The 15,406-nt window shown below is 73.8% G+C and carries 13 protein-coding genes and 1 pseudogene; 5 read left to right on the forward strand and 9 right to left on the reverse strand.

Going from position 1 to position 15,406, the window contains the following annotated elements:
- Positions 1–6 precede the first annotated feature (6 nt).
- On the reverse strand, positions 7–1,296 hold the full coding sequence (locus OG753_RS07740; protein ID WP_405787801.1) for an ATP-binding protein: 1,290 nt from the start codon (positions 1,294–1,296) through the stop codon (positions 7–9).
- Positions 1,297–1,456: 160 nt separating this feature from the next.
- Here OG753_RS07740 and OG753_RS07745 point away from each other — a divergent pair, with 160 nt between their 5' ends.
- Together OG753_RS07745 and OG753_RS07750 are read left to right on the forward strand one after the other, a co-directional pair.
- Positions 1,457–2,932, forward strand: a complete 1,476-nt coding sequence (locus OG753_RS07745; RefSeq protein WP_405787803.1) for a hypothetical protein — start codon at positions 1,457–1,459, stop codon at positions 2,930–2,932.
- A gap of 141 nt (positions 2,933–3,073) precedes the next feature.
- Entirely contained in the window at positions 3,074–3,847 is a 774-nt protein-coding gene (locus tag OG753_RS07750; RefSeq protein WP_405787805.1) for a trypsin-like serine peptidase, read from the forward strand.
- A gap of 96 nt (positions 3,848–3,943) precedes the next feature.
- Here OG753_RS07750 and OG753_RS07755 read toward each other — a convergent pair whose 3' ends face one another.
- The 4 genes and pseudogenes from OG753_RS07755 to OG753_RS07770 all read right to left on the reverse strand — a co-directional run.
- The gene (locus OG753_RS07755) at positions 3,944–5,143 is read right to left on the reverse strand and encodes an acyltransferase family protein (RefSeq protein ID WP_405787806.1); all 1,200 of its coding nucleotides are present in this window, start codon (positions 5,141–5,143) and stop codon (positions 3,944–3,946) included.
- A 141-nt stretch (positions 5,144–5,284) separates the two neighbouring features.
- Positions 5,285–5,770: an NUDIX hydrolase gene (locus OG753_RS07760; protein WP_405787808.1), complete on the reverse strand. Its 486-nt coding sequence runs from the start codon at positions 5,768–5,770 to the stop codon at positions 5,285–5,287.
- A 36-nt stretch (positions 5,771–5,806) separates the two neighbouring features.
- Positions 5,807–7,432, reverse strand: a complete 1,626-nt coding sequence (lnt, locus tag OG753_RS07765; RefSeq protein ID WP_405787809.1) for an apolipoprotein N-acyltransferase — start codon at positions 7,430–7,432, stop codon at positions 5,807–5,809.
- 164 nt (positions 7,433–7,596) lie between these two features.
- Positions 7,597–7,851: pseudogene (locus OG753_RS07770) on the reverse strand (transposase); the annotation flags it as partial.
- Between the two features lie 68 nt (positions 7,852–7,919).
- Here OG753_RS07770 and OG753_RS07775 point away from each other — a divergent pair.
- On the forward strand, positions 7,920–9,128 hold the full coding sequence (locus OG753_RS07775) for a hypothetical protein (protein ID WP_327261060.1): 1,209 nt from the start codon (positions 7,920–7,922) through the stop codon (positions 9,126–9,128).
- Positions 9,129–9,198: 70 nt separating this feature from the next.
- Here the strand turns inward: OG753_RS07775 and OG753_RS07780 are convergent, their stop codons facing one another.
- Both OG753_RS07780 and OG753_RS07785 read right to left on the reverse strand, forming a co-directional pair.
- On the reverse strand, positions 9,199–9,714 hold the full coding sequence (locus OG753_RS07780; protein WP_327261061.1) for a hypothetical protein: 516 nt from the start codon (positions 9,712–9,714) through the stop codon (positions 9,199–9,201).
- Positions 9,715–9,791: 77 nt separating this feature from the next.
- The gene (locus OG753_RS07785) at positions 9,792–10,880 is read right to left on the reverse strand and encodes an FAD-dependent oxidoreductase (protein WP_405787810.1); all 1,089 of its coding nucleotides are present in this window, start codon (positions 10,878–10,880) and stop codon (positions 9,792–9,794) included.
- A gap of 91 nt (positions 10,881–10,971) precedes the next feature.
- Here OG753_RS07785 and OG753_RS07790 point away from each other — a divergent pair, with 91 nt between their 5' ends.
- Both OG753_RS07790 and OG753_RS07795 read left to right on the forward strand, forming a co-directional pair.
- Entirely contained in the window at positions 10,972–11,640 is a 669-nt protein-coding gene (locus OG753_RS07790; protein WP_405787812.1) for a TetR/AcrR family transcriptional regulator, read from the forward strand.
- Entirely contained in the window at positions 11,637–12,590 is a 954-nt protein-coding gene (locus OG753_RS07795; RefSeq protein ID WP_405787814.1) for an ADP-ribosylglycohydrolase family protein, read from the forward strand. The genes OG753_RS07790 and OG753_RS07795 overlap by 4 nt, the downstream gene beginning before the upstream one ends.
- Here OG753_RS07795 and OG753_RS07800 read toward each other — a convergent pair.
- Positions 12,560–14,170, reverse strand: a complete 1,611-nt coding sequence (locus OG753_RS07800; protein ID WP_405787815.1) for an ATP-binding cassette domain-containing protein — start codon at positions 14,168–14,170, stop codon at positions 12,560–12,562. The two genes, OG753_RS07795 and OG753_RS07800, sit on opposite strands and share 31 nt — an antisense overlap.
- A 154-nt stretch (positions 14,171–14,324) precedes the next feature.
- Positions 14,325–15,116, reverse strand: a complete 792-nt coding sequence (locus OG753_RS07805; RefSeq protein WP_327261065.1) for an aspartate/glutamate racemase family protein — start codon at positions 15,114–15,116, stop codon at positions 14,325–14,327.
- Positions 15,117–15,406 lie beyond the last annotated feature (290 nt).

Genomic DNA, 15,406 nt, shown 5'->3' on the forward strand with positions numbered 1-15,406 from the left:
CGGGCGTCAGAACCGGGCGTGCGCGGTGATGTCCGCCTCGAACTCGCCGGTCATCGCCGGGGTCACCGTCGGCCGGCACTGCCGGACCGCCGCCAGATAGTCCGCGGTGGTCGCACCCAGCTGCGCGGCCGCCGCGCCCCGCGCGCCCACCGCCTCCAGGTCCCGCTCGAAGGACACCTGCGCCGCGATCCGCGCCGCGTGCTCGATGTCGGCCGGGGTGAACAGTTCGGTGGCCGCCACCAAGGCGTTCACGTCGACGTCCGCGCGGCCTGCCGTGTAGCGGGACCAGATCGCGGCTCGCGCACCGACGTCCGGGGTGCCGATCGGGATCAGGTAGTCGAAGCGGCCGGGCCGCAGGAAGGCCGGGTCGAGTGAGCGGATGGAGTTGGTGGCGCACACCAGCAGCCGCTCGTCGCCCTCCCGGAAGCCCGGTATCAGCTTCAGCAGTTCGTTGGTCACGCCGTGGATCCCGCCGGGCTGCGCGGGTTCGGTGCGCACCGGCGCGATCTCCTCGACCTCGTCGATGAAGACGAGGACCCGCTCCAGCTCGGCGATCCGGGCGAAGGCGTCGCGCAGTGCGGCCGCCAGGTTGCCCTCGTCGGCGAGGCGGGAGGGCAGCAGTTCCACGAAGGGCCAGCCGAGCCGGGAGGCGATGGCCCGGGCGAAGGTGGTCTTGCCGGTGCCGGGCGGCCCGAAGAGGGTGATCGCGCGCGGCGGCCGCACCCCGTGGGAGGCGGCCCGCTCCGGTTCGGCGAGCGGCAGCACCACGCGCCGCTCGATGAGGTCCTTCTCCTTCTCCATGCCGGCGACCTTGGCCCACAGGTCATTGGGCAGGAAGCGGCCGCCGAGATCGTCGAGGAGGCCCGCGGCCGGTCCGTGCAGCGGCTCGGTCTTCTCGAAGTAGGCGACGGCCGGCTGCCGTGTGTAGCCGGCGTTGAGGAGGCCCTCGCCGAGCATGTCCTCCTCGGGCAGGACGTAGGCGATGCGGCCGACGCGGGCGGCGATGAGCCGTCGTTCCAGCTCGACGAGCAGGGCGCTGGCCAGGCCGCGGCCGCGCCAGCCCGCCGCGATGGCGATGCGCATCACCCAGGCCCGCTCCCCGGTGACGCAGGCGAGGGCCGCGCCGATGGGGACGCCCTGGTGGACGGCGACCACGCAGGGCTGACGGTCGGTCAGCGCGCTGATGCACTCGGCGAGCGAGAAGACGGACTCCTGGCCGAGTTCGGCCGTGGTGTCGATCAGATGGACCACCGCTGCGAGATCGCTCTCGCGGTAGTCGTGGATGAGCCAGTTCACCGGGTACCGCCCCTCGTTCGTGCTCCTGCGGTGAGGCTAGGGGCGGGCGGGCCCGACGATCACGCTCCGTGGTGCACAACAGGCGGTCCGGAAACCGTCCGTGGCGTCCATAGACTGGTGCTTTCCGCCGACGCCCCGCACCGAGGATCCGCGCACCTTCATGCCTTCCGACATATCTGCCATATCCGTTTCCCGGCGCCGGCGCGTCCCGGTGTGGCCGGTCCCCCTCGTGTGGACCCTGGTGCTCGGTCTGTGGGGGCTCTCCCGGCAGGACAGTGTGTGGCGGGACGAGGCGGCGACCTGGCAGGTGGCGGGGCGGTCGGCGTCCGAGATATGGGCGATGCTCGGGAACGTCGACGCCGTGCACGGCCTCTACTACCTGCTGATGCACGGCCTCTTCGAGGTCTTCGGGGCGAGCACGACGACGCTGCGGCTGCCGTCGGTGCTGGCCTTCTCGGCCGCCGCGGCGTGCGTGGCGATGATCGGGGAGCGCCTGGCCGGCTTCTGGGCCGGGCTCGGCGGCGGTCTGGCCCTCGGGCTGCTGCCGGCGGTCCAGTTCTACCTCCAGGAGGGCCGGCCGTACGCGCTGGTCGCGGCGGGGGCCGCGTTCTCCACTCTGCTGCTGGTGTCGCTGGTGGAGCGCGGACCCGGACGGCGCGTCTGGCCGCGCTGGGCGGCGTACGGGACCGCCGTGCTGGTATGCGCCCTGCTGAACTGGCTGTCCCTGCTGGTCCTGCCCGCGCACGCGGCGACCCTGGGGTGGGCGCGGGCCGGGCGCGGCGTGTGGCTGCGTTGGGCGGCGTACGCCTCGGGGGCGGTGGCGGGGGTGCTGCCGTTGATCCTGTTCAGCCGGGGCCAGTCCGACCAGGTGTCGTGGATACCGCCGTTGACCTGGCACATGCTGATCGGGCCGGGGATCCTCCTGGTGGCCGGCGGGCTGGGCGCGTGGGCGGAGCGGGCGGGCGGAGCGGGCCGCACGGGGCTCCCGGTGGCCGCGGTCGGTCTGCCGCTGCTGGCGGTGCCGCAGCTCGGGCTGATCGGGCTGTCCCTGGTGCAGCCGCTGTTCCTGGACCGGTACGTGCTGTTCAGCATGGTGGGTCTGGCCCTGCTGATCGGCGCCGCCCTGGGCTCCGCCGTACGGTCCTGCGCGCCCCGGTTCCCGAGGGCGGCGGGCCTGGTGGTGCCCGGGGTGGTCGGCGTCTCGCTGCTGGCCCTGCTGCCGGTGGAACTGGGCAAGCGGGCCCCGGCGAGCCGGATCGACGACGTCCTGGCGGTGGCCGGTGAGGTGGCCCGGCTGAAGCAGGACGGGGACGCGGTGCTGTTCGTCCCGGCCGCGCGGCGGGACACGGCGCTGGTGACGCCCGGCGCGTTCACCGGCCTGTCCGACGTGGCGCTGGCCGAGTCCCCGGTGGCCTCGGCCACCCTGAAGGGCGAGGAGGCGGAGCCGGCGCGGATCCGTGCGGCGCTGCTCGGACAGCGGCGGGTGCTGCTGGTGACGGACGCGGCGAAGGTGGCCAAGGCCCCGTCTGCGGAGCGCGACGGGACCAAGGCGGCCGTGCTGCGCGAGCACTTCGCGGTGGTGGCGGACCGGCAGGTGCGGGGGCGCCGGGTGACGGTGTACGAGCGGCGCGCGTAGCGGGCGATCGGCTGCCGTCGTCCGACAAAAACGGGCCTGTCCGGTCATGTCCCGGGTTTCACAGGAGGTTCACCGAATTCACAGGAGATTCATACGGAACTCCAGCCTCCGGACATAGGTTCGGCGGGCAGGGTGGAAAACATGATCCATTCCACGCTCCCCCGAACGGCCCGGCGCACCCGTGCGCGGCGGGCGTCCCGGATCCTGCTCGCACTGGCCGCGATGGCCGCGTTGCTCGGCGTGGACGTACCCGACGCCGCGGCCCGGCCGCCGCTCGGCGTCACCGCGCAGGCGCTGCCCGGAGCCACCGTGAACCGGGTCGGCGCACTGTTCGCGGGAGGGCAGGAGGGCGGCCATTTCTGCACGGCCGCCGTTGTGCACAGCGAGGACGGCGATGTGATCGCCACCGCCGCGCACTGTCTGGAGAACCCCGGCACGATCCTCTTCGCACCGGGCTACCGCGACGGAAGGGCCCCGTACGGCTTCTGGAAGCTCACCGGCGCGCACGTCGCCCGGGGCTGGACGGACGGCCAGGACCCGGACGACGACATCGCCTTCGTGACGGTGGCCCCGGTGGACGGCGACGGCCCGGCCGGAGCCGTCGAGGACCTCGTGGGCGGCTTCCCGGTCGCCGCCGAACAGCCGGACGACGCCAAGGCGACGGTCATCGGATACCCGCGGACCCTGGAGGCCCCGCTGCGCTGCGCGAATGCGACCTCCCTGCTCTCCGGGACCCAGCGCCGGATCGACTGCCCGGACCTCACCGGCGGCACCAGCGGCAGCCCCTGGCTGGTCAACGGCGCGCTGGCCGGGGTCCTCGGGGGCTACGAGGGCGGCGGGAGCGTCCCGGAGATCTCCTACAGCGCGGTCCTGGGCGACCGGGCCCTGGAGCTGTACGAGGAGGCCCGCTCGTAGGTCCCGGTCGTGGGCCGCGCTCGTAGGTCCCGGTCGTGGGCTCCGGTCGTAGGGGCGTTGTCGCAGGTCCGGTCGTGAGTCCGGCCGTGGCCCGACCTAGCGGGAGACCGGGATTCGTTCGGCCTCGGGCGCGGAGGGCTGGGCGGGGAAGCGGCCGGTCGACGGTCCGCTCGCGGTGGCCGACCTGATGTCCTGCATCCCCCGGCGCAGCCGGTCGCGCAGCAGCCGGCCGAGCGGGCGTTCCACGAAGCGGTGGATGAGCCAGGCGAGCAGCAGCATCCCGGCGATCACACCGATGACCAGCGGTACGGGTGCCACATCGCGGCGGAAGTGATGGATGAAGGTCAGTCCGGCCAGCATGTGGATCAGGTAGAGCGGGTACGTCAGCGCTCCCGCGTGCTGGAGCCAGCGCCACTGGACGCGGTCGAGCGAACCGAGGGCTATCGCCGCCATCAGGACGAAGCCCAGCGCGATGATCAGATGCGCGGGCCAGGCCGGCGTCTGACCGGTGGCCGCCCTGCCCAGGCTGGAGATCATCCGGGCGTGCACATGGTGCTGCGCGAGGAGGAACTGCACGCCGACGACGGCCCACAGGACGGCGTTCTGGCCGAAGCGGCGCATCAGGTAGAAGGCGATTCCGGCGATGAAGTAGGGGGACGAGGCCCCGGCCGCGAAGAAGGACAGCACACCGCTGTCGGCGGAGGGGGCCACGACACCGGCCAGGGTCCAGGCCGCACAGAACAGGACGCAGTTGCGGTAGGTCACGCCGCGCATGACCACGAGCGCGAACAGTACGTAGAACTTGAGCTCGACGAAGAGGGTCCAGTACGCGTCATCGATGTTCGGGACTCCGAGGCCGCCCTGCAGCATCGACAGGTTCACCACGACGTGGCTGAACGCCTTGACCTCCCTGACCTCGGGCCAGGTGAACAGCACGAGGGCGGTGAAGACCACGGCCACCCAGTAGGCGGGGAAGAGCCGGGAGATCCGGGACACCGCGAAGTCGCCCACGCCGCGGCCCCAGGCGCTCATGCAGATGACGAAGCCGCTGACCAGGAAGAAGATCTCGACGCCGAGCCAGCCGTAGACCGCGAACCGGTTGGCGATCGGGAAGATGTTCCGCGGCGGTTCGCCCCAGGCGCTCGCGAGGGCGAAGTAGTGGTAGAGGAGCACGCCGAGTGCGGCGAGGACCCGCACCCCGTCGAGGACCGCCAGGCGCCCGCCGGGGGCCGCTCCGGCAGACGTACGGCCCTTGCCGCCCGCCCGCGACTCTCCGGCTGAACTGCGCAAGCTCATCCCCCGACCGCCTCCTTGAATGTATGACTGTCCGACTACCGCTCAGGTCAGCGGAACCCTACAGCGCACATACGAGCAGCTCACAGCCCTGCCCAGAGGTACGAGGCGGTGCGCCCCGGTTTGTCGGGCGCACCCGGCCGGCTACTCCAAGAGCTCGGCGGGGGCGTCGAACCAGGTCGGCTCATCACGCAGGGCCTGGTGGATCCGGTCCAGGCCGAACGGATCCAGCGGCGGCAGTGCGTCCACCTCGAACCACGCCACTTCGAGGGATTCGTTGTCATTGGCCCGTGCCTCGCCGCCCGTCGCACGGCAGCGGAAGGTGATGTCCTGGAATTGGCAGATGTCACCGTTGGGATAGGTCATCGGGTCCGTCATCTGGACGAGCACCACGCGCTCGGCGACGCAGCGCACCGCCGTCTCCTCGTACACCTCGCGCACGGCGGTCTCGGCGGGCTGCTCCCCCGGCTCGGCGATCCCGCCGATCACTGCCCACTGCCCGGTGTCGGAGCGCCGGCCGAGCAGCACCCGGCCGAGTTCGTCGAAGACGATGGCCGTGACCCCCGGCAGCAGGAGCAGCTGGTGTCCGGCGCTGGCGCGGATCTGACGGATGAAATCGGGTGTGGTCATGCCCCGACCCTACGAGGCGACCGCCCCGGTACCGCCTCAGGCGTTCCGGCGCGAGCGGATCCGGCGGTACAGGAGCAGGCCGAGGCCGCCCGAGGCCAGCGCGATCAGTGCGTACTCGGGCAGCGGTCCGACGACCGTGGCCGGGGTGCTGCCCGAGCGCAGCGGGATCTCGGTGACGAGCGCGTCCGCGGTGAACATCTTCGTCTGCGAGACGACCTTGCCGTCGGGGCGGATGACGGCGCTGACCCCGCTGGTGACGGGGACGAGGACGGTCCGGCTGTGCTCGACGGCGCGGATCCGGTCCATGGCGAGCTGCTGGTAGGTCATCTGGGTCCGGCCGAAGGTGGCGTTGTTGCTCGGTACGGCGATCACCTGGGCGCCGGCCCGGACGGTGGAACGGACGGCGTCGTCGAAGGCGGCCTCGAAGCAGGTGACCATGCCGACACCGCTGCCGGCCATGTCGAAGACGCCGGGTCCCTTGCCGGGACCGAAGTCGCGGCGCACCCGGTCCACGTCGGAGCTGAAGAGGCGGACGACGGAGCGCATCGGGATCCGCTCGCCGAAGGGCTGGATCTTGCGCTTGTCGTAGGTCACGGTGGGGCCCTCGACCGGGTCCCAGAGGATCATCGTGTTGCGCAGCGGGCCGGTCTCCGGGGCCACCACGGCGCCGATGGCGACGGGCACGCCGATGGCCTTGACGGCCGTGTCGATGACGTCGTGGGCGTCGGGCTCCGCGTACGGGTCGAGGTCGGAGGAGTTCTCCGGCCAGACGACGAAGTCGGGCTTCGGGGCCCGCCCGGCCTTGACGTCCTCGGCGAGCTGGACCGTGCGCCTGGCGTGGTTGTCGAGGACGGCCCGGCGCTGGGAGTTGAAGTCGAGGCCGAGGCGGGGCACGTTGCCCTGGATGACGGCGACCACGGCGGTGCCGTCCTCGGCCGCGTCGGACACCAGGGGGCGGGCGGCGAGGCCGACGCCGATCGGGGCGGCGACGGTGAGCGCGGTCAGCGCGGCGGCGGTGCGGCCGGGGTGGCTGCGGGCGATGCGCAGGGCCTCGTAGAGACCGAATCCGCACAGGGCGACACCGAAGGAGAGCAGCGGGGTGCCGCCGAGGGCGACGAGCGGGGTGAAGACGCCGTCGGCCTGCCCGAAGGCGAGCTTGCCCCAGGGGAATCCGCCGAAGGGGGCCCGGGCCCGAAGCGCCTCGCCCGCGACCCAGACGGCGGCGGCGAACAGCGGCCAGGCCCGGAGCCGGCTGACCAGGGCGATACCGAGGCCGGTGAGGCCGATGAAAAGGGCTTCGAGGGTGCTCAGCGCCAGCCAGGGCACCGGGCCGACCTCCTCACCCGTCCAGACGAGGAGCGGCAGCAGGTAGCCGAGTCCGGCGAGCAGCCCGAGGCCGAAGCCCGCCCGGGCGCGGCGGCCGTGCAGGCACCCGGCGAGCAGCGCGAGGGCGAGGGGGGCCAGCCACCACAGCGGGCGGGGCGGGAAGCTGAGGTAGAGCAGCACGCCGGAGAGGGCGGCGAGCACGGCACGCAGCAGCAGGAGCCCCTTCCGCTGCGCGGCGGACCGGGCGGTGGCGGCGGGCACGGCCGCGCCGGCCGGGGGCCGGCCGGCGGACTGCGAGGGCTCGTTCCCGGTCGCGCGGGTGACACTGCTGCTCATCTGGCGGAGTGTACGTCCCCGCGCCTCGCGGACCCGTAAGCGCCCGGCCGGGTCACCGGGACGGACGGCTCACGCCGGCCGTCCTCGCGCGACGCGGCGCCGGGGCGAGGTTCCGTTTTCGCCGCGGCCGGGTGCCTTGTGCGCCGCGGCCGGGTGACGCGGCTCCGTACCGACACCCAGTGCTGACGCCTTGCCCGCGTGCCGTCCGCTTCCCAGCGGGCGAACCGCTCGTAGACGGTCTGCCACGGCCCGTACCGCTCGGGCAGGTCACGCCACGGAGCCCCGGTCCGCAACCGCCACAGCACACCATCGACCACCTGCCGGTGATCACGCCACGGCCGACCACGCCCGTCCACCTGCGGCAACAAGGGCTCCATCCACTCCCACACCACCTCCGTCAACCCACCTCGACCCGCCACAAGATCATTTTGGCCTTAGCATGGGCACGCCATCCCCCCGTGCCGTGTCCAGCCGACGGAAGACACCCATGCGCCTCCAGCGGATATCCGCCGCGACCGCGGCCCTCGCCGCGCTCACCAGCCTCGCCACCGCCTGCGAGGACTCCCCCAAGCCGGGCTCGCCCGCCGCGAGCCCTTCCGCGAGCGCTCTGGGCGCCGCCCCCGCCTCCCCCACGGCCGCCGGCGCCGCGCCCGCCACGCTGGCCGGGGCGCAGGCCCACGTACAGCAGTACACGTCCTGCGAGAACCTCAGCACCGACCCGAACGACAGCCGGGTACCGCTGAGCGGGTTCATCGGCGCCGGGGACTGGGGCATCACGGAGCGCGGCGTCTGCACGGACAAGAAGGCGCGGGGCGAGATCGTCCTCTTCCTGACCCCGGACATGAAGGCCTTCCAGCAGGCCGCCAAGGACCACACCGCGAAGCTGCTCGCCGAGGGCCGGAACGACACCGACCTCGCCAGCCGCACGGTCGTGGGCAAGACCTTCGCCCTGACCGCGCTCAAGACCGCCACCGCCGTGTCCCTGGTCGACCCGCCCAACTCCGACCTGCGCATCCTCAGCTGCAACCCCGACGTCTTCGTCCCGGAGGGGTTCAAGAAGGAGAAGGCCCTGGTCGAGGGCTGCTTCCTCACCGACTACGTCAACAGCCCCGACGGCCAGGGCAGCCCCCACCGCGGGGCGGTCCGCGACCCCTCCACCGAGGGAGCCGCGAAGACGGGCCAGCCGTCCACCGGCAGCCCGGGTCTGCCGAGCGCCGGCAGCATCGCCGAGCTGAAGAAGCTCGTCAGCCCGCACACGGTCGACTGCACGAGCATGGAGGTCACCGACGAGCCGGTACAGTCGATCGACTACATGCCGGTCGTCGACGGCCCCGCGAGCGCTTGGGGCGTCAAGCAGCGAGCGGTCTGCGGCCAGCTCGGCGGGGAGCAGCGCGCGCACAACCTGAACTGGCTGGACACCGTCTCCGACATGAAGACCCTCCAGACCAAGGCCAAGGCGGCGCAGCTGGCCGACCTGAAGGACGACGGGCGCCTCAAGGCCACTGCGAGCAAGCTGCTGGTCGGCACGAACATCGCCGTGGAGACCAACAACGCGAACGTCCGCCGCGGGCTGTACCAGCTCCAGTTCCTGTACCTGAACTGCGAGACCGGCTTCACCGCGCCGCCGGCCGGCTACCGGCTGGAGAAGGCCCAGGTCGAGGGCTGCGTCCTGACCAACTACGAGCGCCCGAGCTGACACACGGCCGCCACCTCCGTCAACCCACCTCGACCTGCCACAAGATCAATTATCAGACAGGCCTTAGGCCCTAGCGGGCGAGGGTGCGCAGGTGGGTGCGGATGACGCGGACGGCGTTCTCGGCGTCGTCGACGGTGACGGTGAACCGTTTGCCGTCGTCGAGTGTGAGGGCGACTCCCTCGCCGCGGCGGACGATGATCGCGGTTCCCTTCTCGGGGCGCCAGCGGTGGCCCCAGCCTCCCCATTGCTGCGGGGTGATGCTGGGGACGAATTCGGCGGAGGCCACGTGCGCGAGCCGGATCCTGCGGCGGGGCACCCCTATGTGGCCGCAGCGCACTTCCAGGGCCTCCGCGTCGATGGTGACGGCGACGTGCACGAAGGCCAGGGTGCCGTAGAGGATGAGCAGCCCGACGGCGAGACAGCCGATCACGGACATGAGCAGCGGGATGATGCCGGCGGTCCAGGCGTAGTCGACGGCGAGTTCGATGCCGAGCGCCAGACAGGCGGCACCGGCGGCTGCCAGCAGCCACTGCGCGCGGTTGGAGGCCCGGCCCGCCCAGAGCGGACCCGGAGGGTGACCCGTCATGAGTAGCAGCGTACTCACGTTCCGCTTGCCCGCCACTGTCTCTCGCCCACTCGGCTCCGCAGGGCCGGCGCCCCGCCTCACGGCAGCAGGCGGACGAGCGCGTCGCGCAGGGCCGGGCGGCTGCCCGTCATGAAGCGGTGCAGACTCCGGGAGCCAAAGGCGACGCGCTGGGCGCTGCGGCGGCGCTCCTTGTCGTACGCGCGCAGGGCGCCGGGCAGCCCGGCCGGTCCGGCGGCGGCGACGGCGCGGCTCAGGGCCTCGGCGTCGAGGAGGGCGGTGCAGGCCCCCTGGCCGAGGTTGGGTGTCATGGCGTGGGCGGCGTCGCCGACGAGGGCGATCCGGCCGTCGGCGACGAAGGCGGGGAGCGCGGGGTGGAGGTGTCGCATCTCGTACCGGATCCAGGTCGCGGGGTCTGTCTCGGCCAGGACGCGCGGGATGGGGTCGTGCCAGCCGGCGAAGGCCTCCCGTACTTCCTGGGCGGTGGTGGCCTCGGGAACGGTGGCGTACCAGTTGGTGCGGCCGGCCTCGACGGGGGTCATGCCGAAGAAGCGGCCCGCGCCCCAGGTCTCGCCGTACAGGCCGGTCTCGAATCCGGCGATGCCGATCCAGGCGACCGTGCCGATCGGGCGCGGACCGCAGGCGCTGCCGAAGTGCGCCGTACGGACCGCGCTGTTGATGCCGTCGGCGCCGACGACCAGGTCGGCGGTGAGTGCTCCTGGGTCGGTGAGGTGCCGTCCGTGGGCGATCCGTACCCCGCCGAGCCGCTCCAGGGCGTCGAGCAGCGCGTCGAGCAGGTGGGGGCGGGAGATGAGCAGCTCGGGCCGGCCCGCCCTGCGCTCGATCCGTTCGAGCGGGAGGGCGGCCAGGATCTTGCCGTCGGGGCGTCGGATGCCGGCACCCCGGTACGGCACGGCCCGCGCCCGCAGCGCGTCGCCGAGACCGAGCCGGTCGAGCGCGGACTGGGCGGTGGGGTGGATCCCGAAGGCGGTTCCGTAGCGTTCGGGCACGGTCCGCCGTTCGAGGACGGTCACCTCCCAGCCCGCGCGGCGCAGACCGATGGCGGTGGCGAGTCCGCCGACCCCCGCGCCGACGACCACGGCCGTGCCCGTCCCGCCGCCCGTACCGCCGCCCTGCCCATGCCCCGGTCCCCTCAGGGTCCCGCTCATGGCCTGCCCCCTTTGCCGTTGCCGCACGCCCACGACCACCACAGCCGTGGTACTACACTTGTGGTACCACGGCTGTGGTTAAGCTGGCAACGTGAATCAGGACCGGAGGGACCGGCTGCGGGACGCGGCCATCGCCGTACTGGCGGAAGCGGGCGGGCGCGGGCTGACGCACCGGGCCGTCGACGCGGCCGCCGGCGTGCCGACCGGCACCGCCAAGAACTACTTCCCGACCCGCGACGCCCTGCTGCGGGGCGCGGCCGAACGCTGCGAGGAGCAGTACCGGGCGCTGGCCGCGGCCCTGGCGGAACCCGGGGACGGGCCCGGGCGCGAAAATGTTCCCGGGCACGGCCCGGGGACCGGGCCCGGACAGGGGCGCGGAGACGGGCCCGGGCCCTGGCCCGCCGACGCCGCACAGCTCGCGGCGCTGCTCGCCGGCCTCCTCCGGAACGTGGCCGGACCCGGACGCCCCCGCGTACTGGCCGTCCTGGAGCTCCAGGCCGAGGCGACGCGGCGCCCGTGGCTGGCCGCCCTGCTGGACCCGGTCGCCGCGGCGGACTTCACGGCGCACGCGCACCTGCTGCGCGCGGCCGGCCTGAAGGCCGGGCCGGAGCGGGCCCGCGCCCTGACCCTCGCCCTGCACGGCGCCATCACCCACCTGCTGACCGGCGCACCCGCCACCCTGGCGGCGGCCGGCCTGGACGACCTGGACCGCTTCGCGCGCGAACTGCTGGCGGCCGTTTGCGAGGAGGAGACCCCGTGACGCCCGTGACGCCCGTGACGCCCGCGCTCAGCCGGTCGGACCGGGAGGTGGGAGCCGTCCTCGGCTCGGCGGCGGGCGACGCGCTGGGCGCACCCTACGAGTTCGGGGCGGCGGGGGAACTGACCGCCCGCGGAGCGGAGATGGCCGGGGGCGGCGGCTGGGACCCCGGCGAGGCGACGGACGACACGCAGATGGCCGTCCTGGTCGGGGAATCCCTGCTGGAGTGCGGCGGCCTCGAACTCGCGGACGTCTTCGGCCGGTTCCAGCGGTGGGCGGCCGGGCACCCCAAGGACATCGGGCTGCAGACCGAGGACGTACTCACCAACGGCGAGCCCTGGGACTCCGCCGCGGCCCTGCACTTCCAGATCAACGCACGGGCCGCCGGCAACGGTTCCCTGATGCGGGCGGCCACCTCGGCGGTCTATTTCGCCCCCGCCGGGCAGCGGGGGACCATGGACGCCGCCCGGCGGATCGCGGCGCTCACGCACGGCGACCGGGCCGCCTGGGAGGGCACCGCGATCCTGCACGAGCTCGTCCGCGTCACCCTGGAGGGAGCCGACCCGCTGGCCGCCCTCCCCGCGACCCTCGCCGCGGTGCACCCGGACCACCGCGAGCGCTACGGCCGCGTGCTCGCCCCCGACTGGCATCCGGGGCTGGCCACCGAGTTCAACGGGGCGGTGTGGCCCTGCCTGGGCTCGGCGATGTGGGCGCTGCGGACCACCACCGGCTTCGCGCAGGCCGTACGGGCCGCCGTGGACCTGGGCGGGGACACCGACACGGTGGCCGCGGTGACGGGGATCCTGGCCGGCGCCCGGTACGGACGGGCCGCGGTCCCCGGGCACTGGACCGCGTCGCTGCACGTGCCGCTGCCCGGGTTCGGGGACCGGATCCTGGACGCGGACGACCTGTGCACGCTGGCTCAGCGGCTCGCGGCGGCCGGCTCCCGCTGAAGGTCCAGGCACCTCCCCCGGAAGGCCGCGCGCAGCCGCCGGTCGTGGGTGACCAGGACCAGGATGCCGCCGAAGTGGGCGAGGGCGGCCTCCAGTTCCTCCACCACGGCCGGGGCCAGGTGGTTCGTCGGCTCGTCCAGCAGCAGCAGGTCGAGCGGCCGCGCCACCAGCCTGGCCAGCTCCAGCTTGCGGCGCTGGCCGGCCGAGAGGAGGCCCACCGGGCGGGCCAGATCGTCCGGCGCGAGCAGACCGTACCCGGCCACCCGGTCGGCGTGCTCCTCGCCGAACACCGCGACGAAGGACCGCGGTTCGCCCTCCCAGGGATCGTCCTGCCGCAGCAGCCCCACGCGCGGAGGCGTCCGTACGCCGCCCCGCGCGGGCTCCAGTTCACCCGCGAGCATGTGCAACAGCGTCGACTTCCCGGAGCCGTTGGGTCCGGTCACCAGGAGCCGCTCGCCCGGCGTGAGCGTGAGCGAGACGGGTGCGAGACGGCCCGGCAGGGCCGCGCCCTCGATCTCCACCGCCCCCGCCGAGCCCTTGCTGAACCGGCCGGTGAAGACGAGCGGTCGCGGCGGCGGCGGCACCGGGTTCTCGGTCAGCCGGTGCAGCCGTTCGCGTGCGGTGCGGATGCGGCTCGCGGCGCCGTGGGTCCGGGAGCGGGCGCGGAAGGCACCCGCACCGCTGAAGCCGCGCGGCAGCTTGCGCGGGATCGCGGCGAACCGGCCGATGTTGGTGTCGGCGAGCCGCTCGGCATCGCGGACGTCCTCGCGCCACTGCTCGTACTCGCGCTCCCGGCGGGCCCGTTCGGCGGCGCGGGCCGTGAGGTACCCCGCGTACCCGTTGCCGTAGCGGCGTACCGTCCGGCGGTCCTGGTCCACTTCGAGGACGGCGGTCGTGACGCGGTCGAGGAAGATCCGGTCGTGGGTGACGGCGACGACGGTGCCGCGATGGGCGAGCAGATGCGCCTCCAGCCAGGCGACGGCCTCGTCATCGAGGTCGTTGGTGGGTTCGTCGAGCAGCAGCAGTTCCGGTTCGGCGGCGAGGACCGCGGCGAGCGCGAGCCGGGAGCGCTGACCGCCGGACAAGGTGCCGAGCCGGCGGTCCGGGTCGAGCTCGGCGCGTTCGCCCAGTCGGCGCAGGGTGGTCCTGACGCGCCGTTCGGCATCGCGTCCGCCGCGCGACTCGTAGGCGGCCAGGAGGTCCCCGTAGGCGAGGAGCTCCTCGGGGCCGGCCCGGTGGAGGAGTGACTCGGCGGCGCGGATCCGGTGCTCCAGGACGCGCAGGTCCGCGAGGGCGAGGTCGATCGCCTCGCCGACGCGGGCGGCCGGCGGGAGTTCGAGGGTCTGCGCGAGGTGCCCGAGACCGCCCGGGGCGGTGACGGTGACCTCGCCGTGGTCAGGACGCTCCTGTCCGGCGAGGAGCCTGAGCAGGGTGGACTTGCCGGAACCGTTGTCGCCGACGACGCCGACCCGCTCGCCGGGCCGGACCGTACAGCTGACGCGGTCCAGGACGACGCGGGTGTCGTAGCTCTTGGTGACCTCGGACAGGACGATCCGGGTGGTGGCGAGTGGAGCACGCAAGGGCGATTCCCTTCAATAATACGAGACGGACCGTCCCGTCTCGTTACACGCCCGAGCATAGACCGGGTCCGGATCACATGCAAGACGATCCGTCTCGTCAGAGGTGGAGGTCGGTCGGGGGCGGCCGAGACCGCCGGGATCAGCCGGCCGTCGGTCAGCCGACGGGCGCGCCCCGGCCCGCGAGCAGCCGGCCCTCGGCGTACGCGAGCGCGGCGGCGGGCAGCGTTCCCTCGCGCCCGCTGCGCAGGACGGTCAGTCCGCCCGTGCGGGGCAGGCCCGGCTCGGGGCGCAGACCCAGGCGGCGCAGGGCCTGGACAGCGACGGGCTCGGCGGAACCGTGGTAGACGAGCTCCGCCCCCCGGGTTCGCGCGGCGAGGGCGGCGCGGATGGCGCTCTCCACCAGCTCGTAGTGGGTGCAGCCCAGCACCACGTCGGTGACGTCGACCGGGGTCAGCGCGGCGGCCGCGGCGACGGCGGCCGCCACGGCGGCGTCGTCGGCCGCCTCCACCGCATCGGCGAGTCCGGGGCAGGGCACTTCGGTGACTCTGGCGCCGGTGGCGAAGTCGCGGATCAGCCCGCGCTGGTAGGGGCTGCCGGTGGTGGCGGGAGTGGCCCAGATGGCCAGCCGGCCGCCGGCGGCGGCCGCGGGCTTGATCGCAGGTACGGTCCCGATGACCGGGACGGCAGGCTCCAGCTCCGCCCGTACGGCGTCCAGGGCGTGCACGGTCGCGGTGTTGCAGGCGACGATCAGCGCGTCCGGGCGGTGCGCGGCGGCGGCCCGGGCGACGGCGAGGGCCCGCCGGGTGAGGTCGGCGGGGGTCCGCGGGCCCCACGGCATGCCGTCGGGGTCGGAGGACACGACCAGATCGGCGTCCGGCCGCAGCCGCCGCACCGCCGCGGCCGCCGCGAGGAGGCCGATTCCGGAGTCCATGAGCGCGATCTTCACCCGGCCACCTTAGTCGACACCCGCCCGGCCGGAGCTCCTCCTCGACAACACCCGCAGGCAACCGGAGCCACCGCGCCGGAACCGGAGGGCGGTCCGACCCCGGACCGGGAAGCCGCACACCCGCGCGGGAGACCCGCCGCACCTGGGCCGGTACGGGGCCCACGCCCGGGCCGGGAGACCTGCGGCATCGGTCCCCTACGGCCCCACACCCGGCCGGGAGACGCACGGCACCGGGGCCCGTACGCCCCCGGCGGCACCGGGACCCCGGGACCACCGCACCCCGCACCCCG

It is taken from the genome of Streptomyces sp. NBC_00029, from assembly GCF_045160505.1.
GTDB lineage: Bacteria > Actinomycetota > Actinomycetes > Streptomycetales > Streptomycetaceae > Streptomyces.